This is a genomic window from Lewinella sp. JB7 (genome assembly GCF_024297185.1).
Classification (GTDB): domain Bacteria; phylum Bacteroidota; class Bacteroidia; order Chitinophagales; family Saprospiraceae; genus Neolewinella.
In genome coordinates this window covers 208846-227651 of sequence record NZ_JANCTD010000007.1, presented here as the reverse complement: position 1 = coordinate 227651, position 18806 = coordinate 208846, and the positions used below count along the sequence as shown (strand labels likewise).

16 protein-coding genes are annotated in these 18806 nt (G+C 58.4%); 12 read left to right on the top strand and 4 right to left on the bottom strand.

From position 1 onward, the window contains the following. Nucleotides 1-181: 181 nt before the first annotated feature. On the bottom strand, nucleotides 182-1537 hold the full coding sequence (locus NMA52_RS14060; protein ID WP_254828330.1) for a phage integrase SAM-like domain-containing protein: 1356 nt from the start codon (nucleotides 1535-1537) through the stop codon (nucleotides 182-184). 367 nt (nucleotides 1538-1904) lie between these two features. Between NMA52_RS14060 and NMA52_RS14055 the strand changes: the two genes are divergently transcribed. The 8 genes from NMA52_RS14055 to NMA52_RS14020 all read left to right on the top strand — a co-directional run bounded on the left by NMA52_RS14055 (nucleotide 1905) and on the right by NMA52_RS14020 (nucleotide 12891). Then, nucleotides 1905-4838: a T9SS type A sorting domain-containing protein gene (locus tag NMA52_RS14055; protein ID WP_254828329.1), complete on the top strand. Its 2934-nt coding sequence runs from the start codon at nucleotides 1905-1907 to the stop codon at nucleotides 4836-4838. Between the two features lie 320 nt (nucleotides 4839-5158). After that, nucleotides 5159-5737 carry a GNAT family N-acetyltransferase gene (locus tag NMA52_RS14050; protein ID WP_254828328.1) on the top strand — a complete coding sequence of 193 codons (579 nt, stop codon included), beginning with the start codon at nucleotides 5159-5161 and terminating at the stop codon, nucleotides 5735-5737. 62 nt (nucleotides 5738-5799) lie between these two features. Continuing rightward, nucleotides 5800-6990 carry an argininosuccinate synthase gene (locus NMA52_RS14045; protein WP_254828327.1) on the top strand — a complete coding sequence of 397 codons (1191 nt, stop codon included), beginning with the start codon at nucleotides 5800-5802 and terminating at the stop codon, nucleotides 6988-6990. Next, the gene (argC, locus tag NMA52_RS14040; RefSeq protein ID WP_254828326.1) at nucleotides 6987-7952 is read left to right on the top strand and encodes an N-acetyl-gamma-glutamyl-phosphate reductase; all 966 of its coding nucleotides are present in this window, start codon (nucleotides 6987-6989) and stop codon (nucleotides 7950-7952) included. Before NMA52_RS14045 ends, argC begins: the two co-directional genes overlap by 4 nt. Before the next feature lie 32 nt (nucleotides 7953-7984). Further along, complete coding sequence (locus NMA52_RS14035) at nucleotides 7985-9133, top strand: aspartate aminotransferase family protein (protein ID WP_254828325.1); 1149 nt, start codon at nucleotides 7985-7987, stop codon at nucleotides 9131-9133. 52 nt (nucleotides 9134-9185) lie between these two features. Next, entirely contained in the window at nucleotides 9186-10127 is a 942-nt protein-coding gene (locus tag NMA52_RS14030; RefSeq protein ID WP_254828324.1) for an N-acetylornithine carbamoyltransferase, read from the top strand. 861 nt (nucleotides 10128-10988) lie between these two features. Continuing rightward, complete coding sequence (locus NMA52_RS14025; RefSeq protein WP_254828323.1) at nucleotides 10989-12407, top strand: TonB-dependent receptor; 1419 nt, start codon at nucleotides 10989-10991, stop codon at nucleotides 12405-12407. A 67-nt stretch (nucleotides 12408-12474) separates the two neighbouring features. After that, entirely contained in the window at nucleotides 12475-12891 is a 417-nt protein-coding gene (locus tag NMA52_RS14020) for a BrxA/BrxB family bacilliredoxin (RefSeq protein ID WP_254828322.1), read from the top strand. A gap of 2 nt (nucleotides 12892-12893) precedes the next feature. On the opposite strand, the gene NMA52_RS14015 is transcribed toward NMA52_RS14020, so the two are convergent. Further along, nucleotides 12894-13631 (bottom strand): sulfotransferase domain-containing protein, encoded by a 738-nt coding sequence (locus tag NMA52_RS14015; RefSeq protein WP_254828321.1) that lies wholly within the window; start codon nucleotides 13629-13631, stop codon nucleotides 12894-12896. A 147-nt stretch (nucleotides 13632-13778) separates the two neighbouring features. Here NMA52_RS14015 and NMA52_RS14010 point away from each other — a divergent pair, with 147 nt between their 5' ends. Further along, on the top strand, nucleotides 13779-14201 hold the full coding sequence (locus NMA52_RS14010) for a DUF2141 domain-containing protein (protein WP_254828320.1): 423 nt from the start codon (nucleotides 13779-13781) through the stop codon (nucleotides 14199-14201). A 14-nt stretch (nucleotides 14202-14215) separates the two neighbouring features. After that, nucleotides 14216-15034 carry a sulfurtransferase gene (locus NMA52_RS14005; protein WP_254828319.1) on the top strand — a complete coding sequence of 273 codons (819 nt, stop codon included), beginning with the start codon at nucleotides 14216-14218 and terminating at the stop codon, nucleotides 15032-15034. Here the strand turns inward: NMA52_RS14005 and NMA52_RS14000 are convergent. Together NMA52_RS14000 and NMA52_RS13995 are read right to left on the bottom strand one after the other, a co-directional pair. Continuing rightward, nucleotides 15023-15937: a sugar phosphate nucleotidyltransferase gene (locus NMA52_RS14000; RefSeq protein ID WP_254828318.1), complete on the bottom strand. Its 915-nt coding sequence runs from the start codon at nucleotides 15935-15937 to the stop codon at nucleotides 15023-15025. The two genes, NMA52_RS14005 and NMA52_RS14000, sit on opposite strands and share 12 nt — an antisense overlap. A gap of 24 nt (nucleotides 15938-15961) precedes the next feature. Further along, nucleotides 15962-16627: a hypothetical protein gene (locus NMA52_RS13995; protein WP_254828317.1), complete on the bottom strand. Its 666-nt coding sequence runs from the start codon at nucleotides 16625-16627 to the stop codon at nucleotides 15962-15964. Between the two features lie 602 nt (nucleotides 16628-17229). Between NMA52_RS13995 and NMA52_RS13990 the strand changes: the two genes are divergently transcribed. Continuing rightward, nucleotides 17230-17856, top strand: coding sequence for an SH3 domain-containing protein (locus tag NMA52_RS13990; RefSeq protein WP_254828316.1), 627 nt, complete (start codon nucleotides 17230-17232; stop codon nucleotides 17854-17856). Nucleotides 17857-17883: 27 nt separating this feature from the next. Beyond that, the gene (locus tag NMA52_RS13985) at nucleotides 17884-18804 is read left to right on the top strand and encodes an LpxD N-terminal domain-containing protein (RefSeq protein ID WP_254828315.1); all 921 of its coding nucleotides are present in this window, start codon (nucleotides 17884-17886) and stop codon (nucleotides 18802-18804) included. Nucleotides 18805-18806: the final 2 nt, after the last annotated feature.

The window sequence follows — 18806 nt, the reverse complement described above, 5'->3', positions numbered from 1 at the left end:
TAATTTTTTTTACTTAAAAAAGCGGGTTCGTTTACGCAGAGTCAGGGGCGGGATCGCGGCAAGATAGGGACTAAGGATACTTACCCCCCACCCCCCCTATTACTAAGAAGGCATAGGGGGCAGAGCTTTGTCTACGGGGTCGAGCGTAGAGGCGTCTCAGGTAGGTAGGCGTAGCACGTCCCTAAATCGCCTTTAACTTTGATCTGCTCCATGCGGCGTCTAAATCACGGCCCATCTCCATTGCAATCGCTTCTGCGTCCCGTACATCATATGTAGTGAGTTCAGCGATGTTTCTATGGCCTGTCATCTTCATGATCTGCTCATCAGGAGCATTCATAGAACGCAGTAGGCTGACAGCAGTACGGCGGGCGGTATGTGAGCCCACAACGGACCATTTAGGAACCTCAGTGCCCGTGTGGTCGATATTTTCACCGTCAAGGTAAACCGTTGCTGTTGCATCGGGTAACGAGATTTTTACTACTTCCTTGATGTAGTCATTAAACTTCTGTGGGCTGATCTTGGGGTTGTCAAACCGTTTGGAACCGATGTACCCATACTTTCGGAGCGTTGGAAGCGCCCAGCCCATAACCGGCCCGCCCGCGCCGCTTGCGGTCTTCCGCTGGCTTGCGATGTGGTAGCGGTAACCCCCGCCGGGTAAGGCGTGGAAGTTCTTACGGGTTAATGTACTGTAGTCGCTCCAGCGTTGCGCGGTAGCTACACCAATGAGGAACAAGTCCCGTACACGCTCTAGGCGCGGTTTAGAGGTCAGGTCTAAATTGATAATCGTGTCCAGCTCTTCACGCGTCAGGGCGGGTTGTGGCAGCTTGCGGAATTCCTGTTTAGCCCACTTTCGGAATTGCTTGCCGTATGTCATCAATCCCCGGTCAGCGGCGCGGCTGGCAATGCTGCGAAGGGTAATCATGACTTTGTGCACTGTTTGTCGGCTGTGACCCTTACTGCGGAACAACCACCTTTTGAGGTTGTCAATGAAAAGGTCATCCACTTCCGTAAAGGCCACCGTGCCACCATGCCATAGGTCGGCAAATTCCCGCAATAAGTTGACGTGGTTGTTGAGCTTCTGCCAAGTACGGTGCACTACTTCCGTGCTGCCTTTACGCTGGTCACGTACACTTTCGGCAAAGCGGATGAAGTCGGAGGTATCGAGCTTGGCAGTGGTCTTTGCCTCCGGGCGGGCTTTTCGGCCAAGCCGATACTCTAATTCCTGCTTGAATCCATCGACACTGAAGCCCTGCAAGCCGGACGGAGTATCAAGCTGCCAATCGTTGTAGAGGGCCATAGCTTCGCGGGCGTAATGGTCCAGGCGCTCGTTGAGCTGCTGATTTTCGAGGGACCGAAATCGGACTATGGAGCGGCGAGTTTTTGTACTCCAGTCTTTCGGATTAATCTTTTCACCGGTGCTCCACTTTACCCGGCTTTTGTCAACACGTACGGTAAGGTAGATGAGGGTTTCCCGCTCAGACCTGTCTTTGAGAATGAAACGGACGCGAGCGGCGTCGTTGCGTGATCTTTTCGTCATAGAGCCTAATTTGTCCCCCAAAGATAGACTAGGGGACGTTTTAGGGGACGTTTTATTACTTCTTATTCAAACAATTTACTTCTCGGGATTGAAAGATAAGAGTTAAACTCCTTTGTTTATGCGGGGTTGGAGTTGATTGGGAAGTAATGTGTTTGAATAGGTTCGAGTCCTTGTGGGTCTACCAAAAGCCAGCCTCTCCCCGGAGAGGCTGGCTTTTTTAGTTTTGCCAAATGGCTATATTTGTCCGCTTTGTTACGGGCGCATTAAGTATTAGTGCGTAGCGTTGTAACAAAATATTCGCGGTCAAAAATTGGGCCCGGCCCAACTTATGACGCACTCTCCTACGACACTAGCTAACTACACGTTCATGAAGCATTTTTTACTTCTCTTCAGCCTACTCGCTGTGGCCGTTTCCACTCACGCGCAAGTGGTCTACGTCAATGCCGCGGCGACCGGTTCGGCCGACGGAACTTCCTGGGAAAACGCCTACACGAACCTGAGTACGGCCATCGACAGCGCCGATGCCGGCAGCGCGCTCTGGATCGCCGCGGGCCGCTACGTAACCCCTGACTCCAGCTCATTTTTCATCGACCGGGCCCTGTCCCTGTACGGCGGCTTCGCTGGTGGGGAAACGAGTCTCGACGCGGCCGATCCCACGGCCAACGAAACCATCCTGAGTGGCGACGTACTGGGTAACGATCCCGTCGGCCGCTTCGACAGTACCCTCATGGCGGATAACAACCGGGTGCTCGTCGTTATCGATACCGCCGAGACCAGTCAGTTCACGGTGACAATCGACGGATTGACCATTCGGGACGGTGTAGTTGCCGCCGATCATCCGGGAAGCGGCTCGATCTTTCCCTTCTCCGGGGGCGGCGTGCTCGCCGCCGGTAAGACCATGATCTCCCGCGTCCGCTTCCATGCCAACCGAGCGAATTACGGGTCGGGTACGGCCTTCTACTTCCCCACCGCCGATGGATCGACCCTGAGCGAGATCAACAGCACCGAAAACTACCTCGACCGGGGGGGCGCGCACTACAGTAATAACGTAGACTCCCTGTCCTATCTGAGCAGCACCTTCGTCGGTGGAGATGACACCACCGCCACCGGAGCGATCGAGTTCGTGTTCGGCACCGGCTTCACCGTCGATGACTGCACCTTCGATAACTACCTGGTGGCGGATAACACCTTCGGTGCCTGCATAGCCACTTTCAACGTCAAGGGGATCCGCTTACTGAATTCCAGTTTCAGCAACTCCTACGCCGATATTGCCGGCGGCGCGGTCGGACTCTCGAACGGTAATCAATTTGACGCGAACCGTGAGGTGGATCCCGAAGATTGCGTTATCGACAATTGCTCCTTCACGGACGTTTCGTCCGGAGCCGCGGCCGGTGCAATCTGGCTACAGAACACGAGTAGCCGCATCGCGAACTCCGAAGTGATCCGGGCCGCTTCCCCGAACGGGGGCGGGATTTATATGCTAACCACGTCCGCCGACGAACTCTCCTACGAACACGAACTGCTGAACAACGAATTCAACGCCAACAACGCCCTGGATGGCGGCGGCGCCGCGCTGTACGTTACGGATCAGGTCAGCTACCGCGTCATCGGCAACAAGTTCATCAATAACGACAACAGCGGCGATTTCGGTGGAGGCGGCCTCTACATCCAGGGGGTAGCCAGCAACGACGAAACGGCCGTGATCATGGACAATGAGTTCACCGGGAACACGGGTGGCGATGAATTGGGTGCCGCACTACGCGTTACGTCCCTGGACACCGAAGTCCGCAACAATACTTTCCGCAACAACGCGGCGAATACCGGCACCGCTTTCGTGGCCGGAACGGGCAAACGGTTCGATTTCGTCAACAACACCTTCGTTGGGAACGGCATTAATAATAACATCATCATGGCACGCGGTGGCGGCATCGCGGCCTTTCTGGGGGGAGGAGACTCGCCGACCATGCTGAACGTAGATAGTTGCACGTTTCAGAGCAACGTTGTCACCAACGATGACTTCATCAGCGGTGGTTCGGCGATCTACGTATCCGGCGGGACACCGACCCTGCCCACCTTCCGTGTCCGTAATTCCTCCTTTCTGGGGAATGCAGCCAACGACGACGCCGCCGGAACGATCGAGATCGTCGATGGTATCACCGTCGAAATACTGGACAGCGACTTCAGCAGTAACTCCACCGAGGAATCGGGCGGGGCAATCAACGTCACCCGTACCCTGCTCCGCGATGACGACGGCGAACTGGTCGAACCGTTCTCCTACGACGTGACCCGCGAACCGACCTTGCTCGTGGAACGAAGCCTGTTCATCAACAACAGTGCCGCCAATCAGGGAGGGGCCATCAACCTCAACTCGGCCAGCATCACCGCCAAAAACTCCATCTTCATCGGCAATGCCCTCAGTGCCGAAACCGGCGGCAGTGGTGGAGCCATCATCATCAACGGCAGTTCGGTCCTCGGAGCGGAACTGGACAACTACCTGATCAACAACACCTTCTTCAATAACTCGGACGGCGGCCGACCCGCCAAGGATACCATTCCGAGTTCCACGGGCAATGCCGTCGCCGTATACCAGCCGGGCAACACCGATGCCGAAACCAACTCGCTGCGCCTGACGATTCAGAACAACGCCTTTTTCCAGTCCGGCGTAGACGAGGAAAGCCTGGGCCTCGAGTTCAATACCGGCGACGCTAACGACCCGGTCGGTTTCGGTGCCCTCACGGTGCGCTCGCTCGGCGGCAACTTCTTCAGCAGCAATCAGACCCCCCAGTTGACGATCGAGGCCGTAAGCGGCACTGACGTCGTGGACGTCACCGTGGACGTAGAGGACATCTTCACCGACCCCTTCGGTGACTTCTCCGACTTCCCGGAAGTTGACCTGATCTTCGACGACGGCAACAATCCCCTCATCGACAACGGTACGACCGGTGAATTGGTCCCCGCACTCGATTTCTTCCGGGCCGAACGGGACAATATGCCCGATATCGGTGCCATTGAATTCGGCGCCGACCGTCCCGTCGCCGTGACGGAGCCCATCGCCAACAGCGGACTGTCGCTGGAGTTCTTCCCCAACCCGGCGGTCGACGTGGTGCACATCATCAACAACGACCCCGCCATCCAAACCTTTACGGTCTTGGTTTCCGATATGCAAGGTCGGTACGTGGGCGGCCGTCAGTTCGGAAGCGTGCGAAATGTGCTCAACGTAAGCGCGCTCCCGCAGGGGGCTTACAACCTGTCCCTGCTCATCAACGGCAAGGTTTACAGTAAGCAGATCGTAAAGCAATAGGCTGCCGCATACTCACTCAATGCTCCGGAAGCCGGGTCGCCTCACGGCGGGCCGGCTTCCGTGTTTTACGGCCTCCAACGGAAATTCACCGCTCCCGCGTCCCCGCCCGAATTTGAAAAGGTTTAATAAAATAGCCCTAACTTTGCGGTATGCTAACGGTATCCTCCCGCATCCGCCTACTCAGGCGAAGGATTTAATACACTTCCCGCTTCGGCCCGGAAGTGATCGGTCATTGTGTACCGATACTCCCCCGCGATACCCTCCCCATTCTCCCATTCCGACCTTCCCCCATACGCAGTAGGTCGTCTTTTTCCTTAGTTATGCAGATCAAGATACTGGTGGCCCAACCGGAACACGCCGTTTTCGCGCAGGCCATATGCGACCTCATTGAAGAATCGGCCAAGGCCCGCGGCACGGGTATTGCCAAACGGAAGCCGGAGTACGTGGTCGAAAAGATGCTGACGGGAAAGGCCGTCATCGCGCTGGTCGACGGAGAGATCGGTGGATTCAGCTACATCGAGACGTGGGAACACGGCAAGTACGTCGCCAACTCGGGACTCATCGTGAATCCGGCCTACCGCCGCCACGGACTCGCCCGCCGGATCAAGGAGGCTATCTTCAACCTGTCGCGGACCAAGTACCCCGAAGCACGGGTGTTCGGGATCACGACGAGTCTGCCCGTCATGAAAATCAACAGCGACCTGGGTTACCGCCCCGTCACTTTCTCCGAGTTGACGCAGGATGACGCCTTCTGGGCCGGCTGCAAAACCTGCCCGAATCACGACATCCTCGAGCGCAACCAGCGCCGCATGTGCCTGTGTACGGCCATGATGGCTCCCAGTGCCGTAGAAGAAAAAAAGATGGCGGTCGATCTGTCCGACATGATCGTGGAGGGCTGACCTCCGCCTAACCGAATCTCCTCCCACTTACGATCCCCAACCACTATTAAAAACGCCCTGATTTGAAGATTGTACTCGCCTACTCCGGCGGCCTCGACACCAGCTATTGCGTAAAGTATCTCACCGAAGAACTGGGACACGAAGTACACGCCCTCACCGTAGATACCGGCGGCTTCTCCCCGGCGGAACTGGCCGAAATGGAGCAACGCGCTCTGCAACTGGGAGCGGCATCTTACCGCAGCATCGACGTTACCCGCGACTACTACGAGCAGTGTATCCGCTACCTGGTGTACGGCAACTGCCTGCGGTACCAGACCTACCCCATGTCAGTCAGCGCGGAACGCATGTTTCAGGCCCTGACCACCGCCCGCTATGCCGTAGAGATCGGCGCGGACGGCGTAGCGCACGGCAGCACCGGGGCCGGGAACGACCAGGTACGCTTCGACCTGGCCTTCGAATTAAGCCGGCGCGAACTGGAAATTATCACCCCGATCCGCGATCTCAAGCTCTCCCGCCAGGAGGAAGTGGATTACCTGGCCAAGCACGGCCTGCAGTGGCCGGAAAAGAAAGGGACCTACAGCATCAACGCCGGTCTGTGGGGCACGTCGGTAGGCGGCGCCGAAACCCTGACCAGCGACCAGCCCCTGCCCGAGGATGCCTGGCCGGTGCCCGTCACCGAGACGGAGGCCCGCAAGCTGGAACTGCACTTCACGGAGGGGCAGTTTACGGGCTTCGACGAGGAAACCTTCGACGATCCCGTCGCGGCCATCCGGGCCCTGGAAGCGCTCGCGGCACCCTTCGGCGTCGGTCGGGACGTACACGTCGGGGATACCATCATCGGCATCAAGGGCCGGGTGGGCTTTGCCGCCGCCGCCGCCGTGCTCATCATCAAGGCCCATCACCTACTGGAGAAACACACTCTCGGCAAGTGGCAGCTCTTCTGGAAGGAGCAACTGAGCAACTGGTACGGGATGATGCTCCACGAGGGGCAGTTTCTCGATCCGGTCATGCGCGATGTCGAAGCCTTTCTGGAGAGCTCCCAGGACACCGTCAACGGAACCGTTCACCTGACGCTGCACCCTCACCGGTATACCCTCGACGGGATCACCTCCCCCAACGATTTGCTCGGTGCCGGCTTCGGCAGCTACGGGGAAATGAATAAGGGGTGGACCGGTGAGGATGTCCGTGGGTTCACGAAGATTCTGAGCGTACCCGGCCGTATCCGTAACGCCGTGCAAAACGGTCAGGTATGAAGCGTGTAGGCATCATCGGCGGCGGCGGATACACGGCGGGCGAACTCCTGCGCTTACTCGTACACCACCCCGAAGTGGAGATCGCGGTAGTAGAGAGCGGTAGCCAGGCCGGTAAACGGATCAGCGAAGTTCACGACGATCTGGTGGGGGAGACGGACCTTTCGTTTGTCGGGACCGCAGGAGCCATGCTGGACCAACTGGATGCCGTGTTTCTGTGCATGGGCCACGGAGTTTCCCGGGGCTGGGTGGAAGCCCGCCGACCCAAGAAAGACCTGCTGGTCGTCGACCTGAGTACGGACTACCGCAAGGACGATCACTGGGTCTACGGACTGCCGGAGATCAACCGCGACCGTATCCGCAGCGCCACCCGCATCGCCAATCCCGGCTGCTTCGCGACGGCCATACAGCTGGCGCTCCTTCCCCTGGCGCAGGCCGGGCTGGCGGAGGGTGACGTGCACATCAACGGCATCACCGGCAGCACGGGAGCGGGGCAGAGTCCGTCGCCCACGACCCACTTCAGCTGGCGCAACGCGAACGTGAGCGTATACAAGGCCTTCAGTCACCAGCACCTGGCGGAGATCGGCCGGAGCGCGGCGCAGGTCGGCCGGGTCGCCACCGAAGGCCTGCACTTTCTGCCCGTGCGCGGTCCCTTTGCCCGGGGCATCTTCACGACGACCTATCTCAAAACCACGGCGCCGGAGGTAGAACTGAAGCGCTTATTCGGGGACTTCTACGCCGATGCCGCCTTCACCCACGTAACGGATGAGCCGATCAACCTCAAACAGGTGGTCAATACGAACAAGGGGCTCGTACACGTGGAGAAGCACGGCGACCAGGTGCTGGTCACGACGGCCATCGACAATCTCTTGAAGGGAGCAAGCGGCCATGCCGTCCAGAATATGAATCTTGCCCTCGGCCTGCCCGAAACGATGGGGCTTCAGCTCAAGGCCTCGATGTTTTAACCCGCGTTGACCAAACTCCGAAACATTTTCCGATGACCCTCTTCGACGTTTACTCCCTTTATCCGATCGAACCGGTACGCGGCCAGGGCAGCTACGTGTACACGGCTACCGGCGAGCGCTACCTCGACTTTTACGGGGGGCACGCCGTGATCAGCATCGGTCACGCTCACCCGCATTACGTCCGGAAGATATCGGAGCAGGTCGGCAAGATCGGTTTCTACAGTAATAGCGTCCAAAATCCCCTGCAGCAGGAATTAGCCGATAAGCTCGGGCGCCTATCGGGGCTGGACGACTACCAGCTGTTTCTCGTCAGCAGCGGTGCCGAAGCCAACGAAAACGCCCTCAAACTGGCGAGTTTCCGTACCAACCGCAACCGAGTCATCGCCTTCCGGGGAGCCTTTCACGGCCGGACCTCCGCGGCGGTCAACGCCACCGATAACGAGGCGATCAAGGCTCCCATTAACCGTAACTACCCAATCACTTTCCTCGAACTGGACGACCTAGAGGGCGTGCGCCGGGAGCTGGCGAAGGGCGACGTTGCCGCCGTAATCATCGAGGGAATCCAGGGCATCGGTGGCATCCATATTCCGGACGCGGCCTTTCTGGAAGCACTCCCGGACTTGTGTCACGAACACGGCGCGCTGCTCATCCTGGACGAGGTGCAGTCGGGGTACGGCCGCAGCGGCAAATTCTTCGCCTTCCAGCACAGCAAGGTGCGGCCCGACATCGTAACGGTCGCTAAGGGCATGGGGAATGGATTCCCGATCGGCGGGGTGCTCATCGCTCCGGAGCTGGAACCCAAGAGCGGAATGCTCGGCACAACCTTCGGCGGCAGCCACCTGGCCTGTGCCGCCGGCATCGCGGTCCTCGACGTGATCGAAGCGGAGGGTCTGCTCGAGAACACCAAGACGCAGGGCGACTATTTGCTGCAGGCCCTCCGGGAGTCGGGCCTCTTCACGGAAGTACGCGGGGAAGGTCTGATGATCGGATTGCAGATGGAGCAACCCATTGGAGAGTTACGTAAGCGCTTGTTGTTTGACTACCACGTATTTACGGGATCGGCTAAGGACCCGAACACGATCCGCTTACTTCCCCCACTCAACGTCAAGCGGGAGGAGTGCGAACGCATACTCGAAGCCCTGCAACAGGCCCTGAATCCCGAAGAGGTCAGCTCGCACTAAGCCGGAACCGACCGCTTCCACCCAAAAAATACCGCACCCGCGCACCCGCCCCATGAAGAATTTTTTATCCGCCCACGACGCCACTACCGTTCCGGACCTCGTCAATCAGGCCCGGCAGTACAAGCAGACGAAGAACCACAACCGGGAATTGGCCGACGGAAAGACCCTCATCAACCTGTTCTTCAATCCCAGCCTGCGCACCCGCATCAGTACCGAGCGTGCCGGTTACGAACTGGGCTTTCAGGTGATTACGATGGACGCTGCCGGGGGCTGGAAACTGGAATTCGAGGAAGGGGCGGTAATGAATCTGGACAGCGCCGAGCACGTGAAGGAGGCCGCCGGGGTGCTCAGCCAGTACTGCGACATACTCGCCGTGCGCTCCTTTCCGGGACTGGAGGACCGGCAAGCGGATTATGAGGACCGGATCATCAATGCATTCGTGAAGTACGCTACAGTGCCGGTCGTCAGTCTGGAATCGGCGATCCGTCACCCGCTGCAGAGCCTGGCCGATTGCGTGACCATCGCCGAACACCGCCGCAGCGAGCGCCCGAAGGTGGTGCTGACCTGGGCGCCCCACCCGCGTCGGCTTCCCCAGGCGGTAGCCAACAGCTTTGCCGAGTGGATGGTGAAGTGGGGAGAGGTGGACCTTACCATCGCCAATCCGGAGGGTTTTGACCTGGCGCCGGAGTTTACGGCGGGCGCGCGGGTGCTGCACGATCAGGAAGCAGCCCTGCACGGCGCCGACTTCGTATACGCCAAAAACTGGTCGAGCTACGCGGACTACGGAGCCACCGCCGATTTGCCAAACTGGACGGTGAGCGAGCAAAAAATGGCCCTGACGAACGATGCCTACTTTATGCACTGCCTGCCGGTACGCCGCAACGTGATCGTTACCGACGGCGTACTCGACGGCGACCGTTCCCTGGTCCTGCAGCAGGCTGATAACCGCACGTGGGCGGCGACGGCGGTGCTGGCGGCGCTTTTGGGAGGGTGAAAATTTACCATTTACAATTTACCATATCTAATTTCAAATTTGCGGCTCTGCTCGCTGCGCTCGTTTTGTAGCAGCCGAGTTGGAAACGGCAGGTGATTCCGAGTATGGTAGGAAAATTTACAATTGAAAATTTGACATTTTAAATTTGTGGCTCTGCTCGCTGCGCTCGTTTTGTAGCAGCTGAGTTGGAAACGGCAGGTGATTCCGGGTATGGTGGGAAAATTTACAATTGAAAATTTGACATTTTAAATTTCGGCTCTGCTCGCTGCGCTCGGATTTTGTAGCAGCTGAGTTGGAAATGGCAGGTGATTCCGGGTATGGTGGGAAAATTTACAATTGAAAATTTGACATTTTAAATTTGCGTGGATGCTCGCTGCGCTCGTTTTGTTGCAGCTGGATGGTAAACAATAGGTCCTTCCGGGTATGGTGGGAAAATTTACAATTGGAAATTTGACATTTTAAATTTGCGTGGATGCTCGCTGCGCTCGTTTTGTTGCAGCTGGATGGTAAACAATAGGTCCTTCCGGGTATGGTAGGAAAATTTACAATTGGATATTTCACATCTGCAATTTGCGACTCTGCTCGCTGCGCTCGTTTTGTAGCAGTCACATAGTAAACAATAGGTAATTCCGGGTGTGGTAGGAAAATTTACCATTGAAAATTTGACATTTCAAATTTACGGCTCTGCTCGTGCCTTGCAGCCGACTGGTAACGGTAGTCCCCTCCGGGTGCGGCAGCAAAATTTTCAATTTGAAATATTAAATTGAAAATTCCTCTAGCCTCGGTTGACGGCCTCACGAACGGAGTGAGCTGCCCCGTAAATTGTACATTGTACGTTTCAAATTGTAAATGGTAAATCTCATGCCCCGCCAACTACTTGAAACGGAACAGAAAGCCCTGGAAATCAACCTCGATCCCCGGATCTACGGCACCTTTGCGGAGATCGGCGCCGGTCAGGAAGTGGCGCGGCACTTTTTTCAGGTGGGCGCGGCGGCGGGAACCATCGCCAAGACGATGAGTGCTTACGATAAGGTGTACTCCGATCAGATCTACGGGACGGAGCCGAGCGGACGCTATGTCTGTGAGAGCCGTATTCACAAGATGGTGGATCACGAGTACGATCTGATGATCAATCGCCTGCGTCATGACCGGCCGGAGACGAACTTCTTCGTGTTCGCCGACACCGTGGCTGCCATCAACTATACCCGGACCATTCGGGGCAATGGCTGGCTGGGGCTACGCTTCCAGCTGACCCCCAACGGCGGGGCCAACGATATGCTGCTCCACGCCCGCATGCTGGACAACGACAACCAACTGCAGCAGCAGGCCATCGGCATCCTGGGGGTAAATATGATCTACGGGGCCTACCACCTGCACGACGACCCGGAAACCCTGGTCGAGAGCCTGCTCGATGGCCTTAAGGGGCGCATTGCCATCGATATGATGGTGCTCAGCGGCCCGGACTTTTCGGTGGATAACCGTCTGCTGAGCCTCTGGATGGTGAAGCACGCCCTGACCGACATTACGATGTTCGACCCCCGGGGCCGCAGTATCCACCCCAGCGAATTTCTTTACAAGAAGGCCGTCATGGTCGTACGGGGAAGCTACCGTCCCACCACCCTGGTGAACGCGGACATGCTCGAAGCCGGGTACAAGCAATTTCGGGCCGAGGAACACATCGACCCCTCCACCAGCTTCCTGCTCACGGAGTTGACGATGGACAACCTCCAGGGCAGCTCGGAACTCAACGAGCGCGACTACCTGCACCGGGCCACCCTGCTGAACGCCTTGGGGCAAACCGTCGTCATCAGCAACTACCACCGCTACGGCGACCTGATCGAGTATCTGTCGCTGTACAAAGTCTCGCCCCTCGGCATCGTGGTCGGCGTGAACGACCTGCTGCAGCTCATCAGCGATAAGTACTACGCTAACCAGGACGGGCGCCTGCTCGCCGCCTTCGGCGAGATCTTTACGCGCAACGTGAAACTCTATGTATACCCCGCCCAGCAGGAGGGAAGCGCCGACCTGATGACCGCCGAAAACGTGCCGATTCCCGAGGGCGTCAAGTTCCTGTACCGCCACCTGCTGGACAGCGGACAGATCGTCGACATCGAGAGCTATAAGGCGGAGAACCTCCACATTTATTCCCGGAAGGTGCTGGAGATGATTCGCGCCGGGGAGGACGGTTGGGAGAAAATGGTTCCTGACCGGGTCGCCCAACTCGTAAAGAAAGACTGCCTGTTCGGCTACCCCAGCGAGAAGCTGGAATTCGAGTACTAGAACAACCAAAGGACAGACCCAGGTGTAAATACAGAAGCTGTAATCATCACCAAGAAAATAATTCTGTATGTACCCCGTCGAGCTTACGATCCCCATGTCCAAGGATCTGACCAATTTCGGCTTTGAATCCCTGACCACCCCGGAAGCGGTCGACGCCGCCCTGGGACAAACGGAAGGCACCGCCCTGCTGGTCGTCAACTCCGTCTGTGGCTGCGCGGCCGCCAACGCCCGACCCGGTGCAAAGATGGCCGCCCGCAACGAGCACAAGCCCGACCGGCTGTACACCGTTTTCGCCGGCGTCGATCAGGCGGCTACGGCCCAGGCCCGCGAACACCTGCTGCCCTACCCGCCAAGCAGCCCCAGCATTGCCCTCTTCAAGGACGGTAAGCTCGTACACTTCCTGGAGCGTCACCACATCGAGGGGCGCCCGGCCGAGGTGATCGCCCAGAACCTCAAGATGGCCTTCGATAAGTACTGCGCCTAGGATTACGGGGTTCCAATAATCGAAAAGTCAGGATACCGGTCGATCCGTTCGGCCAGCTCCCCGAGCATTCGGTCGACCCGGGCCGTGATCTCGGGCGGATAATGCTGCCGATCGGTTGCGCGCGGCTTTCGTTCGGGGAAGTCCTGTAAAACAGATTCCGGCAGGCCGGCAAAGCGGATAATCTCCGGAAGGTTGTCCCAGAGCGCGTCGTACTTAACGACGAGGATCGGGTAATTGCGGTCGCTCCGGACCCAACGGTCGAAGTGCTCTCCGAAACCGAACAATTCCCGGCCTTCGGCCAGGTATTCGGTGAGCTTCCAGGTAAAGTCCCACTCGTGGACGCGACCTTCCATCAACTGAACGTGGGCGTGCTGGTAACCCCGCCGGAACACGGACAGCAGCGCGTCCCGCGGATCGCCGATGACGTAAATGGCCCGGAATCCGGAGGGGACTACCCGATTTTCCGGTGGAGCGCTCATGTGCTTCCAGGGTGCCCACCGCGCCCCGCGCTGGTCCGGCAAGTCCGCTCCGTGCCGCTGCAGGAAATTGGTCAGTAAGGTCGTACCCGCTCCCCCGAAAGAGCTCACCTGGAGAGTATGCCGCACCCGAAATCTCCGGATTGCTCGTCGCTTCAGGGTATTCCAACCGAGCACCAGGGATGTGGGTACGGGAAACCGGGAAGGGTCCTGAACGTAGGTGTCGAAAAGAAAGCGGTGGAGTTTCGAGCGGATGGATGTCACCAGGGTAAAATTATCACTTCCGCCGAGTCAGACGAACGGAATCCCCGCCATCGTAATCTTCCGATATCCTTAACGTGCAATCGATAGGGATAAACAGGCGGTACGCGTTGATACTACGATCTTTGTCGTGTACTTAATTTCTTTCCCTTGCACCATCTCTTCACCCTTCTTATGCTCGCTTACTTCTCCGGGGCCCCCCAGCACCTGAATGTAGAGATCGTAAGCTCCGTAGAGGGGGGTAAAGTGTACGTGGCCGTATACGATAGTCCGGAGGGCTTCGCGAACGAGCGATTTATTTCTACGGCCAGTCGAACGCTCGCCGCCACCGACATTCGGACCGAAGTGGACCTGCGCCTACCCACGGAAGGAGACTACGTTATTGCCGTATTTCAGGATCTGAACGAAAACGGTACCCTCGACCGTAACTTCTTCGGGGTGCCCACCGAGCCCTACGGATTCGGCAAGTTGCCCCCGAGCAAGTGGCGAGCTCCGGAGTTTAGTGAGGTGGCCACCACCATCGGCGACACGAATCGGGTAACCATCGCGGTGCGGCACTGGCGGGAATACTAGTTACCTTCGGAGGTATGACGACGCCCATCATATCGACCGCCGCGCTCGGGGAGCTACTGTCCGAACGCCCCCTGCTCCTCGACTGCCGCTTCGACCTGTTCGACCCCGATCGGGGGTACCGGGATTATCTGTCGGGCCACATTCCCGGAGCGCACTACCTGCACCTGAACGAGGACCTGTCCGGAGAGGTCATACCGGGCACGACCGGTCGGCATCCCCTGCCCGATCGTACGGCATTCGCCGAGCGCATGGCCGCCCTGGGGCTGACTCCCGACCGGCCCGTAGTGGCTTACGACGATAAGGGCGGCGGCATTGCCGCCCGGGCCTGGTGGCTGCTGAAGTGGATCGGCCACGAGCGGGTAGCCGTCCTGGACGGCGGGCTTCCGGCCTGGTTAGCCGGCGGTGGTGAAGTAGCTTCGGGGCGGGAAGAAGCATTACCCGCTCCACCGTACCCCATCGCTTCACCGGAAATACCCCGCTCCTGCGACCGCGCCCGCGTAGATGAAGTCCGGACGGACCCCGCCTTCGTGCTTGTCGATTCCCGTACGGCCGATCGCTACCGTGGGGAAAACGAAAACATCGATCCCGTGGCCGGGCACATCGAGGGGGCGATCAACTTGCCGTGGCCGGATAATCTGGAGGGGGGTAAGTTTAAATCGCGGGAGGCCCTGCGCGAGCGCTTTTCCGGACTCAAAAAAGAGCCGCAGCAGAACGTGTTCTACTGCGGCTCCGGCGTGACGGCCTGTCACAATATTTTGGCGTACTACTACGCCTTCGGGGAGCTCCCGGCGCTGTATCCGGGTAGCTGGAGTGAATACTTACTAGGAGAATAGGGGGGTGGGGTAGGTGTTTTCGGCGACGAGCATGGCGAAGGCTTCCTGTACCTTCGGTTTGTCTTCCTGGTAGGTGACGCCGTACCACTTGTCTTCGCTGACGAGCACCTTGACCTTGGCACTGCCGTCCTTGATCATCCCGTCCACGAGTTCGGGAATGAGGTATTCGGCGCGGGGGTTGTCCTTATTGTCGCGGGCGAACTGCTGGAAGCCTTTCTCGATACGGTCGAAGACGGAGGGGTGGAAGCCCCAGAAATTCATGGACACGACGCTATCGTCCGCCAGTTCGTACTGGTGACCGTCTTCGCCGAGGTAGCGGACTTTGTTATCGTCGCCGCGCTGGATCTTAAGGCGCTCGTTGACGTCCTGCAGGAGGTAATCTTCGGCTACGACGGTGACGCCGCGATTAACGGTGCCGTGATCGGAGAGGGTGCGGTGGAGTACATAGCCCACCATCGAGAAGGTTTCTTCATCGGCCTCGGCGACCAGGAAAGACGCCATTTTCTGGAAGGCCTCGATGCCGTAGTAGTCGTCGGCGTTAATGACCGCAAAGGGTTCGTGCGTCACTTCCTTAGCGACCAGCATGGCGTGGGTGGTACCCCAGGGCTTTTCGCGCTTGGTGTGATCCACGTCGGAGGGTACGTAGCTGTCCATGCCCTGGAAGGCGTAGGCAACTTCGATCTTATCGCCGAATTTGCCGTCGAACTTCTCCCGGAAGGGCGCTTCGATATCCTTGCGGATCACGAAAACGACCTTACCGAAGCCGGCACGGATAGCATCGTAGATCGAGTATTCGATGATGCCTTCTTCACTGGGGCCGACGCCGTCGATTTGCTTGAGGCCTCCGTAGCGGCTGCCCATACCGGCGGCGAGGATGACGAGAGTGGGTTTGGTAACTGCCATGTAAGTGCTTTTCTGTAAGAGCGACTATTTACGCCGTTTGTTTATTTGCGCGGCCCGAAATTGAGTGGCTTCGCGGTGCGTAAGGTAGTAGCCATAGCCGTAGGCACCAAACAACGTAAGCATTCCCAGAAGAAATACCCCGATAGCAAACCAGGTCATCAGGGGCGCGAAACTTGGGTAAAAGTTGCTCACCAGCAGCAAATTGAACGTCACGATCAGGGCGGTCAGCAACATGCAAAGGATACAGGCCGCCCGCCCGAACTGTAGCATACCGGTTCGTTGCCGGAACAGCGTCGTCCGCAGGATGCGGTAGTAGACCGGGTGAGCGGGGCGCATCCGGATCAGTTCGCGCAGGACGTGCTCCGCCGTCGCGTATTCTCCAATCCGGAATGCACTGGCGGCCTTGCGAAAGAGCTGGTATTCGAAGATCTCCTCCTCCCGGCCGGGCACGTAGCGAATATCGTGACGGATGCTGGCGTGGATCACGAGGTCCACCATCAGCTGATGCTCCCGGTACGCTCCGGTTTCGAACAGGGCATCGACGTAGCGTACGGTAAGCTCGAAGTTTTCCAGCACGTCCAACCGGCCGATGGCCTGCTCCCGCTCCTCGTACATCCGGATGATGCGGTGGTAGTCGCCCGGGTCGACGGCGCGCAGCTCGCGGTAGAGTTGGGAGTAGTGGCGGGGCATTGGGGTTTACAATTTACAATTTGAGATTTACAATTTGCGGCTCTGCTCGCTGCGCTCGGATTGGAGTAGGATTTACAATTTGAGATTTACAATTTACAGTTTGCGGCTCTGCTCGCTGCGCTCGGATGGAGTAGGATTTACAATTTGAGATTTACAATTTACAATTTGCGGCTCTGCTCGCTGCGCTCGTCAGCTCTGGCTAACCGGGGTCGAGTCATTCGGAAACTGATGTAAGGATCTATCGTGGATCATTTGCGACTCTCCTCGCGATCAATGTCCGCTGATTAAGGAAACAGGACATTACCCATTCGGTTCCGGATCATTTTGCCGTGCGGCAGCCCAATTCCAAATGGGACATCCGTAAATGGTACTTGGTAAATTCTACCTCCCCCCTCCCGCCGGCGAGAACCAAGCCCTCAGCCGAAGCCGTGCGGCAGCCCAATTTCAAATGGTACATCCGTAAATGGTAATTGGTAAATTCTACCTCCCCTCTCCCGCCGGCGAGAACCAAGCCCTCAGCCGGAGCCGTGCGGCCGCCCAATTCCAAATGGTACGTCTCCAAATGGTAAATGGTAAATTATAATTCCTCCTACCTTCGCACCATGGCTACGCAACAACGCGGCACTCCCCAGCTCGTTCCCTTCATTATCGTATCGGTCGTGACCCTGTTCTTCATGATCTGGGCGATGCGGCGGTGTAGTGAGAACGACAGCGACTACGCCATGATCGAGGAGCGCAATACCCGGGAGGACTACCTGGAACGACGCGACAGCCTATTGCGCGACAGCATCCGGAAGCTCCAGGAACAGGCACTGCTGGCGAGTCCGGAGGCCAGTTTGCTGTCGGAAGCCGAACAGGAGGTACTGGCCCGGGAGGCGGCCCTGCTGCGGGCACGGACCCAACCCCTACCCGGCGACAGCACGTTCTACGGGCCCGGCAATTCGGCGGCGGTCGTCGTGAAAAAGGAAACCACTCTCTACAGCACGATCGACGGACTCAACGTACGGGTACAGCCCGGTCTGGGAGCACCCATCGTGGCCCGCCTGAAACTCTACGAACCGGTCTCCTTCATGAACGAGGTGACGGACTCCCTATACACCATCGATCTGGGGGAGGTGACGCCGACCGAGCCGTGGGTAAAGGTGCGGTTGCAGGACGGCAAACTCGGCTGGGTGTACGGGGCCGGCGTGCGCTACTACAAACACCGGCTGGAGGGCGTCGTGAACTAAGATCCCCACCGCCAATAACTACTCGACATGCGACTCCCAACGGCCACTACGGCGGCGGAAATGGCCCAGCGTACCGGTGCCCGGCTTCTGGGCGACGGCACCCTCCGGATTACCGGGCTCAACGAAATTCATCACGTGGAGCCGGGCGACCTTTGCTTCGTGGATCACCCCCGCTACTACGCGCCCACCCTGGCGTCGGCCGCGTCCGTCATCCTCATCGACCGGGAAGCGGACTGTCCCCCGGGCAAGGCACTGCTCATTCATCCGCAGCCCTTCGACGTGTACAATCGGTTGGTACAGGAGGCGCGGCCGCGGGAGCAGTGGGACCACCAAGAGCAAGCGTACACGGTAGGTGCCGGAACGATCGTCGCTCCCGGCGTGGTCATCGGTCGGGGTGTAACCATCGGTAAGGACTGCTACCTCGGACCGAACTGCGTAATCGGAGACGGATGCACGTTGGGAGACCGGGTGACCGTCGGGGCGGGTGCCGTGATCGGCGAAGAGGCCTTCTACTTCAAGCGGACACCGGACGGCCTGATTCCGTGGCGCAGCGGGGGCAGCGTTCTGCTGGACGACGACGTTATGGTCGGACCCTGCTGCACTATCGCCCGCGGCGTTTCGTCCACGACGGTGATCGGCCGGGGCAGTAAGCTGGACGCGCAGGTACAGATCGGACACGACTGCAAGATCGGGGCTCACGTACAAATGGCCGCCCAGGTCGGGGTCGCGGGCAACTGCACGATCGATGACTGGTCTATCCTTCAGGGGCAGGCGGGCGTTGCCCAGAACGTTCACCTGGGGGAGCGCACGGTCATCATGGCGCAGAGCGGCGTGGGCCAGGATACGGAACCCGGAAAGTCGTGGTTCGGCTCCCCGGTACAGGAGGCGCGTAAGGCGTTCCGCGACTTGATAGAGCTGCGTAAGCTGGGGGAGAAGCCTAAACGGTAGCA